Annotated in this window: 15 protein-coding genes and 1 tRNA gene; 7 read left to right on the top strand and 9 right to left on the bottom strand. The window is 44.2% G+C overall.

Annotation, left to right across the window (positions count from 1 at the left end):
* Nucleotides 1-11 precede the first annotated feature (11 nt).
* The 3 genes from pyrB to arcA form a co-directional block, all read right to left on the bottom strand.
* Complete coding sequence (gene pyrB, locus L0991_22155) at nucleotides 12-941, bottom strand: aspartate carbamoyltransferase (GenBank protein XGB65484.1); 930 nt, start codon at nucleotides 939-941, stop codon at nucleotides 12-14.
* Between the two features lie 269 nt (nucleotides 942-1210).
* Nucleotides 1211-2212, bottom strand: a complete 1002-nt coding sequence (locus tag L0991_22150; protein ID XGB65483.1) for an ornithine carbamoyltransferase — start codon at nucleotides 2210-2212, stop codon at nucleotides 1211-1213.
* Between the two features lie 157 nt (nucleotides 2213-2369).
* Nucleotides 2370-3590 carry an arginine deiminase gene (gene arcA / locus L0991_22145; protein XGB65482.1) on the bottom strand — a complete coding sequence of 407 codons (1221 nt, stop codon included), beginning with the start codon at nucleotides 3588-3590 and terminating at the stop codon, nucleotides 2370-2372.
* 576 nt (nucleotides 3591-4166) lie between these two features.
* On the opposite strand from arcA, the gene rraB reads away from it, so the two are divergent.
* Together rraB and L0991_22135 are read left to right on the top strand one after the other, a co-directional pair.
* The gene (gene rraB / locus L0991_22140) at nucleotides 4167-4583 is read left to right on the top strand and encodes a ribonuclease E inhibitor RraB (protein XGB65481.1); all 417 of its coding nucleotides are present in this window, start codon (nucleotides 4167-4169) and stop codon (nucleotides 4581-4583) included.
* Between the two features lie 124 nt (nucleotides 4584-4707).
* Nucleotides 4708-5502 (top strand): hypothetical protein, encoded by a 795-nt coding sequence (locus L0991_22135; protein ID XGB65480.1) that lies wholly within the window; start codon nucleotides 4708-4710, stop codon nucleotides 5500-5502.
* A gap of 8 nt (nucleotides 5503-5510) precedes the next feature.
* On the opposite strand, the gene L0991_22130 is transcribed toward L0991_22135, so the two are convergent.
* The 5 genes from L0991_22130 to pepA form a co-directional block, all read right to left on the bottom strand.
* Entirely contained in the window at nucleotides 5511-6416 is a 906-nt protein-coding gene (locus L0991_22130) for a bifunctional helix-turn-helix transcriptional regulator/GNAT family N-acetyltransferase (GenBank protein ID XGB65705.1), read from the bottom strand.
* Nucleotides 6417-6545: 129 nt separating this feature from the next.
* Nucleotides 6546-6944 (bottom strand): DUF2061 domain-containing protein, encoded by a 399-nt coding sequence (locus L0991_22125; GenBank protein ID XGB65479.1) that lies wholly within the window; start codon nucleotides 6942-6944, stop codon nucleotides 6546-6548.
* A 231-nt stretch (nucleotides 6945-7175) separates the two neighbouring features.
* Entirely contained in the window at nucleotides 7176-10049 is a 2874-nt protein-coding gene (locus L0991_22120; protein ID XGB65478.1) for a valine--tRNA ligase, read from the bottom strand.
* A 102-nt stretch (nucleotides 10050-10151) separates the two neighbouring features.
* A complete protein-coding gene (locus L0991_22115; GenBank protein ID XGB65477.1) occupies nucleotides 10152-10601 on the bottom strand; it encodes a DNA polymerase III subunit chi in 450 nt (149 codons plus the stop codon).
* Between the two features lie 99 nt (nucleotides 10602-10700).
* On the bottom strand, nucleotides 10701-12221 hold the full coding sequence (gene pepA, locus L0991_22110; GenBank protein XGB65476.1) for a leucyl aminopeptidase: 1521 nt from the start codon (nucleotides 12219-12221) through the stop codon (nucleotides 10701-10703).
* Nucleotides 12222-12413: 192 nt separating this feature from the next.
* On the opposite strand from pepA, the gene lptF reads away from it, so the two are divergent.
* Together lptF and lptG are read left to right on the top strand one after the other, a co-directional pair.
* A complete protein-coding gene (gene lptF, locus L0991_22105; protein ID XGB65475.1) occupies nucleotides 12414-13514 on the top strand; it encodes an LPS export ABC transporter permease LptF in 1101 nt (366 codons plus the stop codon).
* A gap of 3 nt (nucleotides 13515-13517) precedes the next feature.
* The gene (gene lptG / locus L0991_22100) at nucleotides 13518-14588 is read left to right on the top strand and encodes an LPS export ABC transporter permease LptG (protein ID XGB65474.1); all 1071 of its coding nucleotides are present in this window, start codon (nucleotides 13518-13520) and stop codon (nucleotides 14586-14588) included.
* Between the two features lie 60 nt (nucleotides 14589-14648).
* On the opposite strand, the gene L0991_22095 is transcribed toward lptG, so the two are convergent.
* Nucleotides 14649-15125: an RDD family protein gene (locus tag L0991_22095; protein XGB65473.1), complete on the bottom strand. Its 477-nt coding sequence runs from the start codon at nucleotides 15123-15125 to the stop codon at nucleotides 14649-14651.
* 194 nt (nucleotides 15126-15319) lie between these two features.
* Here L0991_22095 and L0991_22090 point away from each other — a divergent pair.
* The 3 genes from L0991_22090 to L0991_22080 all read left to right on the top strand — a co-directional run bounded on the left by L0991_22090 (nucleotide 15320) and on the right by L0991_22080 (nucleotide 17619).
* Nucleotides 15320-15404: transfer RNA gene (locus tag L0991_22090), tRNA-Leu, on the top strand.
* A gap of 470 nt (nucleotides 15405-15874) precedes the next feature.
* A complete protein-coding gene (locus tag L0991_22085; GenBank protein XGB65472.1) occupies nucleotides 15875-16282 on the top strand; it encodes a VOC family protein in 408 nt (135 codons plus the stop codon).
* A gap of 83 nt (nucleotides 16283-16365) precedes the next feature.
* On the top strand, nucleotides 16366-17619 hold the full coding sequence (locus tag L0991_22080; GenBank protein XGB65471.1) for an HD-GYP domain-containing protein: 1254 nt from the start codon (nucleotides 16366-16368) through the stop codon (nucleotides 17617-17619).
* The last annotated feature ends 336 nt before the right edge of the window (nucleotides 17620-17955 follow it).

Raw genomic sequence — 17955 nt, 5'->3', positions numbered from 1 at the left:
ATATCTCTCCTCTACAGCGTTTCGTTAAGAACAAGGGCTAGCAGTGCTTCACGCGCGTAAACACCATTTTCAGCTTGCTGGAAGTAGTAAGCGTAAGGCGTTTTATCGACATCGACAGTGATTTCATCAACGCGAGGAAGTGGGTGCAGTACCTTCAAGTTATCACGTGCATTTTCTAATAGTGCAGCCGTTAGGATGTAGGCTGACTTGATGTGCGCGTATTCCGACTCATCAAAACGCTCTTTCTGTACGCGAGTCATGTATAGAATATCTAGTTCAGGAATCACATCTTCCATATCGGTCAGTAGTTGGTATTTGATGCCAGCTTCATCAAGCTCTTCACAGATGTAATCAGGCATAGCCAATGCTTCTGGCGCTACAAAGTAGAAACAGATGTTCTCGAACTTAGCCAATGCTTGAGTGAGAGAGTGAACCGTACGGCCGTATTTTAGGTCACCAACGAACGCCACATTAAGGTTGTCTAGGCGGCCTTGTGTTTCCGCGATAGAGAAAAGATCAAGCAGAGTCTGTGTTGGGTGTTGGTTAGCACCATCACCAGCGTTGATGACAGGTACACCGTTTGAGAACTCTGATGCTAGGCGCGCTGCACCTTCCTGAGGGTGACGCATTACGTAAGCATCAACGTATGAAGAGATAACCTGTACTGAGTCTGCTAGCGTTTCGCCCTTTTTCGCCAGTGAGGTGTTACCGCCGCTGTCGAAACCAATCACATCACCACCAATGCGTTGAATCGCAGTTTCAAATGAGAGACGAGTTCGTGTTGAAGGTTCGAAGAAGCAGCTCGCCACAACTTTGTTCTTGATAAGTTCTGGGTTTGGTTCTGCTTTAAGCTGACCAGCCGTTTGAACAATTAATTCTAGCTCTTCACGAGAAAGCTCTGGAATTGAGATGATGTGCTTTTGATAGAGCGAATTCGCCATGATCTTCTTCCCCACAATAATGTATTGGCCACAAAAAAGCCCCCCATAATGGGAGGCTTTAAAAAAGTGCTGAAAAGCAGAATAGACCGCCTGGCAAGCATGCTAGCTTGCGAGCAATATTAGGTGTTTTCACAATCTTATTATGTGTGATCACAATATTGGTTGGCGTCATTTTCACTACTCTCAGACAAATTGCCGAGAATTATACGCTTTCAATTTGTGAGCGCAAGCGATTACATCAAGCTTTTGTTTACTTTCACTATTCTCAATTAACCGAGTGTTGCGACCATAACGGCTTTGATGGTGTGCATGCGATTTTCTGCTTCATCAAACACAATAGAGTAGTCAGATTCAAACACTTCATCCGTCACTTCCAAACCGTTCATCCCATATTTGTCAGCCACTTGCTGACCGATAACGGTCTCATTATTGTGGAAAGCGGGTAAGCAGTGCATGAATTTAACTTGCGGGTTGCCCGTCAGCTTAATCACATCCATATTCACTTGATATGGTTTCATCACTGCCACACGTTCATCCCAAGCTTCTGGTGCTTCGCCCATCGATACCCAAACATCGGTGTAGAGGAAGTCACAGCCTTTTACGCCTTCAGCAACGTCTTCAGTCAGCGTGATTTTAGCGCCGGTAATTTGAGCGATAGCTTGGCACTCTTCGACAAGTTGTTCTTCTGGCCAGAAGGCTTTTGGCGCGACAAGACGAATATCCATGCCCATCTTGGCAGCTCCTACTAATAGAGAGTTACCCATATTGTTACGAGCATCACCCAGGTAAGCAAAGCTGATTTGATGCAGCTGTTTACCACGACCGTGTTCTAGCATGGTCAGGAAGTCAGCCAAGATCTGAGTTGGGTGAAATTCATCAGTAAGGCCATTCCACACTGGAACGCCAGCATAAGCGCCAAGGTCTTCGACGATGCTCTGACCAAAGCCACGGTACTCGATGCCATCGTACATACGACCTAATACGCGTGCAGTATCTTTCATTGATTCTTTTTGACCGATCTGAGAGCCAGAAGGACCCAAGTAAGACACTTGAGCACCTTGATCAAAAGCGGCGACTTCAAACGCACATCGAGTTCGTGTTGATGCCTTTTCAAAGATCAAAGCGATGTTTTTACCAGTAAGCTTCTTCTGCTCAGTACCTGCATACTTAGCTTTTTTAAGGTCAGCTGACAGGTCGAGTAAAAACTGAATCTCTTTAGGAGTAAAGTCGAGTAGTTTTAGAAAGTTACGATTGCGAAGATTAAAGGCCATCTTTCGCTCCTTGCGTATATAGAATCAATGAAGAGCTTAGTTAAACATAAAAATGCTATATTTGTGAATATTTATTTTATTTATTTCATGAAAAAGGCCAGTACAATGGTACTGGCCTAGTTGAGTTATTGTATTTTTACTCTATTGAGCTATCGGCTTAGATACCGTCTCTTTCGATAGGGCAGCTCATACAACGAGCGCCACCACGGCCACGCCCCAGTTCATTGCCAGGAATCGTTAGAACTTCGATACCTGCTTTGTCGTACTTCTCGTTGGTGTAAACATTACGTTCATAACCGATAACTGTGCCTGGTTTCACGGTTAGTACGTTGTTGGCGTCATTCCACTGCTCACGTTCAGCTTCGTAGTTGTCACCACCTGTGGTGATGATCTTAAGCTGATCAAGGCCAAGCGCACCTTCAATCGCGGACAGGTAGTTTTCCGCTTTCTCTACGCGCATTTCACCATTCTCTTTTGGTGTTAGGCGCCATGTATCTAAATCTTTACGAACGATTTCTGGATACACAGAGAAGGTATCGATATCCATGTGTGTCATCACCGTATCAAGGTGCATACATGAACGGTGCTTCGGTAGATCGATAGCGATGACTTCTGTAGCTTGCCCTGACTTAAATAGGCTCGCCGCTAAGTTCTCAACACCTTGTGGCTTGGTTCGCTCAGAAATACCGATAAGTACTGCGCCTTTACCAATAACCAGTACGTCGCCGCCTTCAATGTTGGCGTTGTCGTAATGAAGGTCCTCATCACCAAAGTACTTAATGAAGTCTTGTCCTGCAAACACTGGGTGCCAGCGATAGATAGCACGCAGGTGGTTTGTCTCACGTTGACGTGCAGGCTTCATCATTGGGTTTAGCGACACACCGCCATAAACCCAACACGAAGTATCACGTGTAAATAGGTGGTTAGGCAGTGGCTCGATAACGAAATCTAGTGGGCGATGCATTTTAGGAAGCATCGATGATGATTTGATAGGAAGCTCTGAATACGCCAAGCCACCTAGTAAGATTGTTGCTAGATGCTCATTATCCATTTGAGCAAGATAGTTTCTTAGGTCACGGGCAAAAGTAGGCCCATAACGGAAATCTGAGATTTGAGTGTTTAGCAGCCATTCGCGAGCTTGAGGTACGGCAAGCGTCTCTACCAATAAATCGTGCAGTAGCAGTACTTCTACATCTTGATTACGTAGTGTCTCTGCAAAGGCATCGTGTTCTTCACCGGCAGCTTCCACAGCCAATACATCATCAAATAGAAGGTCATGACAGTTAGAAGGGGTGAGGTGGGTGAGTGCTCTTTCAGGTCGATTTAGGAGAACTCGTCTTAATTGACCGACTTCGGAGCCAACGTACAGCTTACTCATTTTGCATCCTTACTTTTAATCCAGCGTCTATTTATGACAAGCTTGATCGTAATATGCAAGTTTTAGAGTTCGTGTAAAAGTGAAGTATTTTTGAAATTATCCGAGCTAAAAACCAATTTTAAATAAAAAATAGGCATTAAATTCTAATTGAATGCGTTTAGCATGGAACAACATTTTTGCGGATCTATGCTCAATCTGCGCTCTGCCTGAAATCTATTTTGCTTATTATTAATGATTTTTTATTCACTATTATGCACTTTTTGAAAGCAACTTGAGGTTTTATGCATCTCAAAACCAGTTCATCGTATGCATTCACCATGACTAAGCACGCAATTTCTATTTAATATGTTCAAAAGTGATAATAGAGACGAAATGCTGAAATAGTCGTCAGTTAATAAAATGTTGAAAATTTGTTTCTGTGATTTTGGTTTCACTTTTGAATTGATATTACCTCCGCTATCTAGCGATAAACTTATCTTTCTAGGCCTGATCTGGGTGGCTTTTCTGGACGATCCGTGCCATATTTCGTGGCAATCAAATTTGATCTTTTCATAGTCAACACTCTGGAGCAGACACATGTCTCACGAAGATGAATATCTATCAGTAGCGGAATTAATTGAATTTCAAAAGGAAGAGACTCGCGACATCATTGAAGCACTAATTGAAGATGGTAGCGATCCTGAAGCTCTATACGATATCGAGCATCACCTATTTGCTGAAGATTTCGAAGTGCTTGAGAAAGCTGTTGTTGAAGCATTCAAAATGGGCTTTGAAGTACTTGAAGCTGAAGAGACAGAAGACGAAGATGGCAACAAGCTACTTTGTTGTGATGCGACTATGCAGTCAGCTCTAGACGCAGAAGCGATCGATGCGCAAGTTGAGAAGCTTGTGAATCTTGCAGAGAAATTCGACATTATCTACGACGGTTGGGGCACTTACTACGAAGGTGAAGATGCTATCTACCCTGAAGAAGATGATGAAGGCGAAGAGTAATTTCTTCCCAGTTTGAAAAGTGCCAGCCTTGAGCTGGCATTTTTTTATCCTCAGAAAAATAAATGTCTTTAAATGCATTCATTCATTATAATGCGGTCAAAATTGATCTGGCTCAAGGAATGATATGCGGTTACTTCTCGATGGTCTTTGGCAAATTTCGCCATTGACGGATCTTTCTATTCCACAAGATGACATTACCTTTCCGGCTCCATTGAGTTCAAAGCTCCCTGATAGCTTGAGTGAAGAGCAAATCGCAGAGCAAGAGTGGCATTTAATGCACGACATTGAAGTCGATGATGCGATGCTAGCTTGCCCTTTTGTTGAGCTAGTCGTCGCGGGTGTGGATTACTTTGCTGAAGTGCGACTCAATGGTGTGGCAGTCTTTGATTGTGATGGCAGCCAAGAAGAGTACCGTAAAGACATTCGCCCTTACATGCAGTCTGGTCGAAACCGCTTTGAGATCCTGTTTCTTGAAGAAGAGGAAGGGTTGTTGCTCGAAGAAGATATGGATGAGCCATCATCTTCGCCAAACATTGCTAAATCAGACTCTCGAATGGGTGTTTGGCAAGCTCCTTACCTGCAGTTTGTTCGCAATGTGAAGCTGGACCAAGTTGTCACTGAGCAGATTTGGCACCACGGCGGTGGTTGTGAGTTTAAAGTGGATGTGATCTACCAGACGCTTAAAGCTGGGCTGGTATCGGCATCAATTAAGTTCGATGGTATGACACTGGTGATGCCGATAGATGTACGTGCAGAACACACTGGTGTTGTGTTCCAAGTTGAAGCTCCGATTGTCTTTAATGTTGATAAGCCCAACCCTAAGCATTTATATCAATTAGAGGTTGAGCTCGATGGGCAAAAAGAGAGTTCTTTTGTTGCTCTTAATCCTGCATCTTGTGTGAGTAATTTTTTACGCTAGAAGCTGCACTATAACGTTTTGGCCATGACCACTTCACAAGCGTCGTGGCCTGTTTCTCCCCAAGCACTCTCTAGATGCTCAAAGCCTAACGCTTCATAAAGCTTAATCGCAGCTCCCAAACACTCTGTTGTTTCTAAGTACATCTGTTGATAACCCAGTTGCTTGGCAAGCTTTAAGCTTAAAGCGACGATGCGTTTTGCCAGCCCTTGTCCGCGAGTCTGTTTTAAGAAATACATCTTTTGTAGCTCACATACCTCTGGTCGGCCTGCTAGTGGGGCAAAGCCGCCGCCGCCCACAACCTCACCTTGATACTCAATCACCCAGTACATCGCATTTTCTTGGCTATACACAGAGTACATGTCATCAAGTGTTGGGTCAGACACACCATAGCCTTTGTCTGCGGTTAGGCCATGTTCAGCAGAGACTTGTCGAATGACATCGGCAACTTGTTCGTTGTCAGCTTGAGTGAGTGGGCGCAATACAAACTCGTCAGCTTGGCAGACTTTAGTTAGCCCTTTGAGGTAAACCTCTAACCCAATCTTTAACTGTTGCTGCTCATCCTCGCTCATGGCTTCTAGCATATTGTCGAAGAAGGCATTTTGCTGTTGGTCTAGCTCTGACAGCACCTGCTGTCCTCGAGTAGTGAGTGTGACCTTTTGACTGCGCTTGTCATTCGGATTCTCGATACTGTCGGTCAACTCTAACTTGTTTAACCCTGCGACAGTACGACTGGCATTCGACTTGTCGACACTCAATCGTTGTGCGAGTTGGTTGATCGTGAGCGGTTGGAGTTGGATTTCTCCTAATGCATGAGCTTGGACAGGGGTTAGGGCGATTTCGCCACATTGCTTATCGAGCATACCCAGTAAGCGAACGGCTTGGCGGGAGTAGTGTCTTAGTTGTCGAGCATTCATCATCACTTACCTTGTTTCCTTGCACCTTGAAATAAAGTTGCGCACCGCAATTAATTTAATTGCGGTGCGCAACATTGTCAATGGTGAGAACTCGTTAGTTATAAAATAGAGGAGGTGACTCGCTCTATTTTAAGCATGTTGGTGAACGCAAAATTGTGGGGCTTGAGCGTCTGATTTACGTAACCACACTTTCTCATGGAAGTAGTACGCGACTGTATTTAGAGCAGGCTCTAGCATCGCCATCACACCACCAACAAAGGCATCACCAGTCAACAAGTAGACCACGGTAAAAGCAACACTGAAGTGGATGGTCGCAAAGCTTGCGGTTTTTAATTTGGTCATCCACTGACGAGCTTTAAGCGCTGGAACTTGAGCCCACGCCTTTTCATGAAAATAGAAGGCGACCGTATTTACAGAGGGCTCAATCATGGCAATTAAGCTACCAATTAAGATGTCGCCTGTTAGTACGTAAGCGACACTAAATGCGATAGTAAAATGTAATGCAGCAAAGGTTAGTGTCTTTTTCATGATAATTACTCAATCGTTGTATTGTTTCGATAAGGCTATTATTGAGAATTATTATCATTAAATGAAATAGGTATTAGAGATTAATTTGATAGGTAAAAAATATCAAACTGTCGGCGGAGTTTAGAAAGTGCTGGTATTAGGTGATAAGCCCAATGGCATAAAAAAGGCTGACCATAAGGCCAACCTTTTTATCTGTAGTAAGAAGTTTAAAGGCTTCTCATTAAGCGAGGATTAAAGAGCTGCGATAGTCGCTTTTTGCTCTTCAAGCTTAGTTAGTGTCTCTTGGTAACCCACTAGCTTCTCACGCTCTTTTGCGATAACCGCTTCAGGAGCTTTAGCAACGAAACCTTCGTTGCCCAGCTTGCCTTCGATACGCTTGATTTCGCCGTGCGTTTTCTTCACTTCTTTATCAAGACGAGCAAGTTCTGCATCTTTGTCGATAAGGCCTGCCATTGGGATCATCAGCTCAGATTGACCAACTAGCTTAGTCGCACATGCTGGCGTCTCAGCGTCGTCTGCAAGAACCGTTAGGCTATCTAGTTTAGCAAGAGAGTTTAGAACTACCTTGTTTGCTTCGATACGTGCCGCGTCTTTCTCACTAGCAACTTTGATCATTACTTCTAGACCTTTGCTAGGTGCAATGTCGTACTCTGCACGTAGGTTACGGATAGCAGTGATGAAAGTCTTAACCCATTCGATGTCTTCTACGATCTCAGCGTCGAAGTTCTCTTCGTTAAACTGAGGAAGCGCTTGGGTCATGATAGTGTCGCCTTCAACACCGTCTACTAGCGGCTTAACGCTCTGCCAGATAGATTCAGTGATGTAAGGAAGCACTGGATGAGCAAGACGTAGTGTCTTCTCTAGAACAGTGATCAGCATGTAGCGAGTTGCTTGTTGCTGAGCTTCTGTACCTTTCCATAGAACCGGTTTAGTTAGCTCTAGGTACCAGTCACAGAATTGGTTCCAGATGAATTCGTAAAGTGTGTTTGCTGCCATGTCTAGACGGTAGTTGTCTAGGTGAGCGTTAAACTCTTTCGCTGCTAGTTCAAACTGAGATTCAATCCACTTATCTGCTAGAGAGAATTCCATGTTTGCACGGTCTTCTGCAGATAGCGACATGCCACAATCGTGCTCTTCTGTGTTCATCAGTACGTAACGGCTTGCGTTCCATAGCTTGTTACAGAAGTTACGGTAACCTTCAAGACGCTTCATGTCCCAGTTGATGTCACGGCCAGTAGAAGCCATAGCAGCAAGAGTGAAACGTAGCGCGTCAGTACCGTATGGTTCGATACCGTTTTCGAAAGTCTTACGCGTGTTCTTCTCGATCTTCTTCGCTAGTTGAGGCTGCATCATGTTGCCACAACGCTTCTCTACTAGAGACTCAAGGTCGATACCATCGATCATATCGATAGGGTCAAGAACGTTACCTTTAGACTTAGACATCTTGTCGCCGTTTTCGTCACGGATTAGGCCGGTAACGTAAACTGTCTTGAATGGTACTTGTGACTTGCCGTTTTCATCTTTGTTGAAGTGCATGGTCATCATGATCATACGCGCAACCCAGAAGAAGATGATGTCGAAGCCAGTTACTAGAACGTCTGAAGGGTGGAACGTCTTCAGATCTTCAGTTTGCTCAGGCCAGCCTTGAGTACCGAAAGTCCATAGTGCAGAAGAGAACCATGTATCTAGTACATCGTCGTCTTGGCGAAGAACAACTACAGGAGCTAGGTTATTGTTTGCACGTACTTCTTCTTCAGTACGGCCTACATATACGTTGCCATCGTTGTCGTACCATGCCGGGATACGGTGACCCCACCAAAGTTGACGAGAGATACACCAGTCTTGAATGTCACGCATCCAAGAGAAGTACATGTTTTCGTACTGCTTAGGAACGAACTGGATATCACCATCTTCAACCGCTTTAACAGCAGGCTCAGCAAGAGGTGCAGCGCGTACGTACCATTGGTCAGTTAGCATTGGTTCGATAACCACGCCACCACGGTCGCCGTAAGGAACAGTTAGGTCGTGATCTTTGATTTCGTCTAGTAGACCAAGTTCTTCGAATTCAGCAACGATCGCTTTACGAGCAGCAAAACGCTCCATGCCGTGGTACTTAGCAGGAAGTTCTGTAGAGTAAACATCGCTAGCTTCACCGTTAGTGGTGAATACTTCAGCCGCATCACGGATGTCTGCGTTGAACGTTAGGATGTTGATCATTGGTAGGTTATTGCGCTTACCAACTTCGTAATCGTTAAAGTCGTGAGCAGGAGTGATCTTCACACAACCTGTGCCTTTTTCCATATCCGCGTGCTCATCGCCTACGATAGGGATCAGACGGTTAACGATAGGAAGTAGGATCTCTTTACCGATAAGATCTTTGTAACGTGGATCTTCTGGGTTTACTGCAACACCAGTATCGCCAAGCATGGTTTCTGGACGAGTCGTTGCAACAACGATGTAGTCTTTACCTTCAGCGGTTTTCACACCGTTTGCTAGCGGGTAGCGGAAGTGCCACATGTGGCCTTTTTTGTCTTTGTTTTCAACTTCAAGATCAGAAATTGCTGTGTGCAGTTTTGGATCCCAGTTTACTAGACGCTTACCACGGTAGATTAGGTCATCTTCGTATAGGCGAACAAACACTTCTTGAACAGCGTTAGATAGGCCATCATCCATAGTGAAACGCTCACGGTCCCAGTCAACAGATGCGCCTAGACGACGGAGTTGCTTAGTGATTGTGCCACCAGATTCGTTTTTCCATTCCCAGATCTTGTCGATGAAAGCGTCACGGCCGTAGTCGTGCTTAGTTTTGCCTTCTTCTGCCGCGATCTTACGCTCAACAACCATTTGAGTTGCGATACCAGCGTGGTCAGTACCCACTTGCCAAAGCGTGTTCTTACCTTTCATACGCTCAGCACGGATTAGAGTATCCATGATAGTGTCTTGGAACGCGTGACCCATGTGTAGGCTACCAGTGACGTTCGGTGGCGGGATCATGATGCTGTAAGCTTCTTTTGATGTGTCACCGTGTGGCTTAAAGTAGCCTTTCTCTTCCCAAGTCTGATACAGAGCTTGTTCGATTGATGTTGGGTTGTATGTCTTTTCCATAGTGCTCTTAAACGGATACTGTGAATAGTTAATCGTGGTCAAACTTCATAAGTGAAGCTTCTTGAATCTAAATTCAAAGATAGCTTTATCTATGAGGTTTGACTATGGATGTTGAATCTCGATAGTTTGCAGCTGATATCCAGCCTGACGGTAAATTTTATACCTTTCTCGAGCGAGTTGCTTAGCTTTTTCTTCGCAAGGGACGAAGTCTATCACCTGAGCAAAGGCGTTCGCAAAGGTTGTATGATTATCGGCCAGATTAATTACTAGCTGACGATTCCAATTGTGCTTAACACCTTGGTAGCCAATCTCAATGTTGGTTGAATACTTCGGGCCTTCGCCAACCAAGTTATGTGCAATAAATTCACTGGGCTCGACTTGCCAGAAAACTTCTGCGATACGCTCGGCATGGGCTTTGTCATTACAGTTGAGATAAAGTTTAGCGCCTTGTTTTGCAAAGTGCTGAGCAAGAAACAGTACATAGTTAGCGAAACCTTCTTCACTCGCTTGTGGGCTGTCTGATGAAACTATGTAAAACGTAGCTGTTTGCATACTTAATACTCGAACTGAAAATCGCGGCTATTTATCTTACTTGGTCAATAGACCCTAACAAATAGCGCTTATTAAAAAAGGGCCCGTAGGCCCTTTTTACTATTTTGAAGATTGCTCTTCAGTCTCTTGGCCGCTGCGGTTCAATAAGAATTGGACTAGCATTGAGACAGGACGACCTGTCGAGCCTTTTGCTGCGCCAGATTTCCAAGCTGTACCTGCGATATCTAGGTGAGCCCAGTGATATTTCTTAGTGAACTTAGACAGGAAGCAACCAGCAGTGATAGTACCGCCTGGGCGGCCGCCGATGTTTGCCATATCTGCGAATGGGCTGTTTAGCTGCTCATGGTACTCGTCTGCCATTGGTAGACGCCATGCACGGTCACTTGCTTGCTCAGAAGCATTCACAAGTTCGTGAGACAGTGGGTTGTGGTTTGATAGAACGCCACTGATGTGGTGACCTAGAGCAATAACACACGCGCCAGTTAGTGTTGCAACATCAACCACGCAATCTGGTTCGAAACGCTCAACGTAAGTTAGCGCATCACAAAGAACCAAGCGACCTTCAGCATCAGTGTTTAACACTTCAACTGTTTGGCCTGACATCGTCGTTAGGATGTCACCTGGGCGGTAAGCATTGCTACCTGGCATGTTTTCACAACCAGCAAGAATACCAACAACGTTGATTGGCAGGTTCAATTTAGCTAGCGCTTTCATTGTACCGAATACTGACGCAGCACCACACATGTCGTACTTCATCTCATCCATACCTTCGCCAGGCTTAAGTGAGATACCGCCTGAATCGAAAGTTAGGCCTTTACCAACAAGTACAATCGGTTTTGCATCAGAATCTGGTGCGCCCTTGTACTCCATGATAGACATCATAGATTCGTTCTTTGAACCACGACCAACCGCTAGGTAAGAGGTCATGCCCAGTTTTTCCATCTCTTCTTCACCGATGATCTTAGTCGTTACGGTTTCGAAGTCGTCAGCTAGGCGACGAGCTTGAGATGCAAGGTATGCTGGGTTAGCGATGTTTGGTGGCATGTTGCCAAGGTCTTTAGATGCTTTCACACCTGAAGCAATAGCAAGACCGTGAGCAATCGCTTTTTCACCTAGGCTCAGCTCACGACGTGTTGGTACGTTGAATACCAATTTACGTAGTGGGCGACGAGTCTCTGGCTTGTTGCTCTTGAATTGGTCAAATGTGTATAGACCATCTTTAGTCGCTTCTACCGCTTGACGAACTTTCCAGTAAGTATCGCGGCCTTTAACGTGCAGCTCTGTTAGGAAACATACTGCTTCCATAGAACCTGTTTCGTTTAGTGTGCTGATGGTTTTCTGAATAATTTCTTTGTATTGGCGTTCGCCTAGCTCACGCTCTTTACCACAGCCTACAAGTAGAACACGTTCTGAAAGTACACCAGGTACTTGATGCAGTAGTAGCATCTGGCCAGGTTTACCCTCTAGGTCACCGCGACGAAGCAGTGAACTAATGTAGCCATCGCTAATCTTATCTAATTGCTCGGCTACTGGAGAAAGGCGGCGCGGTTCGAATACACCGACAACGATACATGCGCTGCGTTGTTTCTCTGGGCTGCCACTTTTTACACTGAACTCCATGCGTACTCCTACATCCTGAAGACAAATCGAACTAAATGTTAGATAATGAGTTCTTACTTGTTGGATCCTATAATGGAACTAACCTTAAAGAAGAACGCTAACACTTAGCTAAAAATTTAAAAAAATAAAAGGTTCAACGGGAAATTATAGTGATTCAATCAAAAAAACAAGTTTTGTATAGGTAATTTGAGCGTGATTATTGTTAGATATTTGATCCGCGAGACAATCAAGAGCCAATTTGCGATCTTTTTTGTTCTCTTTCTCGTGTTTCTCAGCCAAAAATTCATCAGTGTGTTAGCGGACGCCTCTGATGGTGCTATCCCTGCGAGTCTAATCTTGTCGATCGTTAGCCTTAATATGCCTGCGATGGGCTTATTGATGCTTCCGCTCAGTATCTATATTGGTATTTTGCTCACTTTTGGTCGTCTTTACGCTGAAAGTGAAATAGTGGTCATGAACGCGACCGGTATCGGTAACAAATTCCTGATTCAATCGGCACTGTACTTAGCTTTGATTACCGCATCGGTTGCCGCTTTTAACTCATTCTGGTTGTCCCCTTGGTCGCAAGACAAGGTTGAACAGATGTATGAAGAAGTGGCAGCAGAGAACAGTGTTGATTTGCTACCAAAGGGTAAGTTTGAAGGAACGCCAGATGGTTCGTCTGTGGTGTTCATCGATGATATCGACGGTAATAAGCTAGAAAACGTGTTCGTTGCTCAAATGCGTCCGCGTGATTCAGTGCTTCCAAGTGTGATGTACTCGAAATCGGGTGATGTAAAAGAGCTCAGTGACGGTCGCCAAGTTATCGTGATGTACGATGGTACTCGTCATGAAGGTGTTCCAACTCGTCTTGATTATATGGTGACACACTTCGAAGAGTATGAAGGCTTGATTGGTCAGCGAGAAGTTGAGAAGAAAGGTCGTGATTGGGAAGCGATTCCAACACTTGATCTTGTCGGTAATCCAAACAACAGCGCAAAAGCTGAATTGCAATGGCGAATTTCATTGGTACTCTGTATTCCATTGTTGACCATGCTTGTTGTGCCACTCTCGGCGGTAAACCCAAGACAGGGACGCTTCGCTAAGATTGGTCCTGCAATTTTGATTTACCTGACCTACTTCTTGGCAATCAGTGCAACTAAATCAGCAATAGAAGAGGGCAGTATCCCTGCAGTAGTCGGCATGTGGCCAATCAATGCGTTGTTGTTAATTGTCGCGATTGGTGCAAACTTTATGGATAGCGTGCCGGTAAGGCGTTTGAAAGAAAAATTCAAGAATAAGAGGTTGGCTTAAGCCGTGTTTAAGATTCTCGATTTATATATAGGCAGAACCATCATCGCAACCACGTCACTGGTATTGGTGACGTTTGTTGGCCTCTCAGGGATTATCAAGTATGTAGAGCAGCTGAGAAAAGTGGGTCGCGGTACCTACGATCTGCTTCAAGCTCTGTACTTTGTTTTGTTAAGTATCCCGCGAGATATCGAAATGTTCTTCCCAATGGCAGCCTTGCTTGGTGCATTGATCGGATTGGGTATGCTTGCGGCGAGCTCTGAGTTAGTAGTAATGCAGGCGGCGGGTTTCTCTAAGTTAGATATCGGTTTGTCGGTACTTAAGACTGCGATTCCATTAATGATAGTGGTGACGCTATTAGGGCAGTGGGGGGCACCTCAAGCACAAAAGATGGCTCGTGACTTAAGAACCATATCGATTGCAGGGGGGAATATCATCTCCACTCAAAGCGGTGTCTGGGCTCGTGATGCCAATGATTTCATCTTTATTGTCAAAATTGACGATGACAAGCTATATGGCATGAACATGTGGCGCTTTGATGAAAATAAGGCTTTGAAAACCGCTATCTATTCTAAAGAGGTTGATTACGTTGGAGACAACGTTTGGACGATGAAAGATGTTGTCGTCACTTCGTTTGAAAATGAACTGCAGATAACCAAAGAGAATTTGCCAACATACACTTGGAAAACATCACTCGCACCAGACAAGCTTGCGATCGTGACGGTTAAACCAGAAGAGCTGTCATTAAGTGGTTTGTATGATTACGTATCTTATCTGAAAGCGTCAGAACAAGACGCGGCTCGTTATGAACTGGCGTTGTGGAGAAAGATAACCCAGCCAATCTCTATCGCGGTGATGATGCTGATGGCACTGTCGTTTATCTTTGGTCCATTGCGTAGTGTGACCATGGGGGCAAGGATCCTATCTGGTGTTATCGCTGGTTTTACCTTCTATATATCCAGTGAGTTCTTTGGTCCTGTGAGTTTGGTGTATCAAATACCTCCGGCCTTTGGTGCAATAGCCCCAAGTGTGGTATTCCTCGGAATAGCTGTGATGCTCTTGAGGCGGAAACTATAAATAAAAAAGGAAGGCATAACGCCTTCCTTTTTTGATCTTGGTTGAAGCTGTTTAGAAACGCTATCGCGCTTGAGGTAATACAACCACTTCTGTTTTCGCCCAGATATCGTGAAAGCCACGTTTTTGAGGATCTAAGGGAACGCATAGATTGGCTAGACCAAAACCAGAAGTTCCTAAGCGAATAAGAGCTTGAGTGACAGTAATCGCAGAGCCATCTTTGTTTTGAACGCGAAGTTTCCATGCTCTCATTCCCAGAGTTTGACCAGCTCTAGTCCAGAAGAACACAAAGAAGTAAACCCAAACAGCTACTAGATAAAATGTGTAAACCGGGCTCCAGATAGGATGGTTGGTTAGGAAGTCACTGACATCGGCATAACCACTGTGGTCAAAAATGCCAAGAGCCATAAGCGCATGCAGTAAAGCGATAATGACGCCAGCCGCCATCATTTCAATAGCGATTACGATAAGGGCGTCATAGAACAAAGCACCGAATCGGCGCATCATTCCTGCTGGTGGCAATGTGTTGGTAGATGTCATGGTGTTATTACTTCTTCAAAAATTTAGGCGTCAGAATATAGTTTAAGGCTGAGCGTGAAAAGAGACATGACGCACAGCTTATGACTTAGTGGCGAAATTATCGGCAAACACACGTGAATTCAAGTTTTTATACTTGCCACATCATCTTGCATACGTATAATGCCAAACATCGACAGGGCAATGCCCACGATAATGCCGGTATGGTGAAATTGGTATACACGACGGATTCAAAATCCGTTGCCTTCGGGCGTGGCGGTTCAAGTCCGCCTACCGGTACCATATATAGAAAGGTCGCTTTTATAGCGACCTTTCGTCGTTTTAGGCGTTTGTGAATTTAATATCCAGCGTGTCGGCTTGGATGCAAGCCCAGTCAAGTCACCTACCGGTACCATTTTAAGATAGAGCCTCAACGAAAGTTGGGGCTTTGTTGTGTCTGGAGTTCGGAAAGCGTTGCCTTCGTGCTAGCGGCAGGAATGTTTGTCCAATCAGTCCGCCTAAACCGGTGTCATATAAAGAAAGGTCGCTTTTATAGCGACCTTTCGTCGTTTTGGGCGTTTGTGAATTTGAAATCCAGCGTGTCGGCTTGAGTGCAAGCTACGAATCAGTTAAATCTTGATGTTTCACTCATAAATCTCATTGATTCCCATCGTGTTAATAACCTTCAATAAATTAATTATCTTAAATCAGCCTGTTACCTGTAATTCTCACTTCTATTGTCTATGTTTAAAGTAGCAATAGAGGAGAAAGATATGCTGACAGTAACCCCTTACTTATTTTTCGATGGTCGTTGTAGCGAGGCGTTGGATTTTTATCATAGATGCTTTGGTGGAGTGGTCTTATCGAAACAACTCTTTAGTGATGCTCCACAGGTAATAGAGGGGGCGAAGCCTGATTGGGTTATGCATGCTGAATTCGAAGCCTTTGGTATGAAGCTGATGATGTCTGATGGGGTTAAAGCTAAAGAACTTGAAGGGAACAACCTTGCACTTTCTCTTGTTACAGATGATACCGCGACCCAAGAACAGATCTTTGAAAAACTAACTCAGGGCGGGCGAATTATGACGCCACTTGCAGACACGTTTTGGGGGGCTAGGTTTGGCAAAGTTGAAGATAAGTTCGGTATAAGATGGATGGTGCATTGCGATTCTTTAAACTGAACCTGTGAAATAGGATGGTGAAATTGCTGCTTGGTTTTATTAGAATTATAAATAGAGATTATTAATCAACGTTATATATAAAAATGGGCAGCATAAAAATTACCGTAGATCGCATTCAGCCCGGTCTACATATACGACTTCCCGTCAAGTGGAATGAACACCCGTTTCTATTCAATAGCTTTAAAATAAAAGACGATGCTCAGGTTAAGATCATTCGACATCTTGGTATCAAACACGTCTATATAAACCTTAATCAAAGTGATACTTCACCTTTGCCAGTTAACCATGTGGTTGAGTTGGAATCAGGTGATGACAATCAGGTTAGTCTTGAAGCTGAAAAAATGTGGAAAGAAAAGCATGATCGCATTGAAACTTTAAGTTCTTACCGACGCAGAGTGAGTAATTGTGAGAAAGAGTTTGAGCGTTCACTTGCTCGAATGCGTTCAGTCATGACCAAAATTCGCAATCGTCCTTTAGATGCGGTAGGAGAGGTGAAATCCCTCGTTGATGATATCGTCGAAACATTAGTATGTGATGATAACGTCACACTTCATCTGATGAATGGTAAAGCTGACTTTGAAGATATCTACTTCCACACATTAAATGTTGCTGTTGTTGCCATGATGATCGGCAAGGCCAAAGGCTACAACACACAACAACTGAAAGATCTCTCTTTTGCTGCGTTATTCCATGACGTGGGCAAAATCAAAATACCTGTAGCTATATTAAGAAAGCAGAGCGCATTGACGGTGCCAGAAGAGAACTACTTAAAGCTCCATACTAAGTATGGTGCAGATATCGTTTCTGCAATAGATGATTTTCCTGAAACAGCTAAAAAGGTAATTGCTCAGCATCATGAGATGAATGATGGTTCTGGTTACCCAGAAGGTTTAAAGGAAGAAGAGATTGATGAGTTTGCCAAGATAGTGGCGGTGGCCAATGCATTCGATAACTTGTGCCATGGCAAAACACAGTCACAGCCAATGATCCCTTATTTATCGCTTTCCCACTTATATAAGAACTGCAAACACCTATATAGCCAAGACAACTTAAGTCTATTGGTTAAGTTTATGGGAGTGTACCCGCCAGGAACAGTGGTCCAGCTTTCCAATGATTCAATTGGTATTGTGATTTCGGTAAATGCCAAGCATATGCTTTATCCTAATGTGTTGACCTATGACCCTAGCGTGCCAAGAACACAAGCACCGGTAATCGACCTGCTTGCTAAAGATATAAAGATAGTTAATGCGGTTAATCCCAACAAACTGCCTGAACAAGTGAGAGAGTATCTAAATCCTAGGTCTCGATTGTCTTACTTCTTTGATAGTGGTGAGTAGTTATCCACAGGGTGTTGTGAGTAATTTGTTCGAAAGTTGGGCTTAAAGTGGTACAAATAAGCTCTTGGTTGAAATGTCTTCGCTTAACCTCTTTTTTCAATAAAAAATGCATTTAATGCTTGCCAATATGAGCGGCGTCTCTATAATGCCGCCTCACTGACACGGCAGACGCCACAAGGCTTCAGCGAAGAATGTTAGTGAAGGCAACTAGCTTTGAGTGATAATTCACTCCTACTTTTAGAAAGTAGAAATTAATTCAAAATAAGTGTTTGACACTGAGAATTAAGTCGCTAGAATGGCCGCCTCTTACGAAGTGACGCAAGTCACAACGAAGAG

It is taken from the genome of Vibrio chagasii, assembly GCA_041879415.1.
Classification (GTDB): Bacteria; Pseudomonadota; Gammaproteobacteria; order Enterobacterales; family Vibrionaceae; genus Vibrio.
Note: the sequence above shows the minus strand (reverse complement) of the source record. Positions and strands in the feature narration are given on the sequence as shown.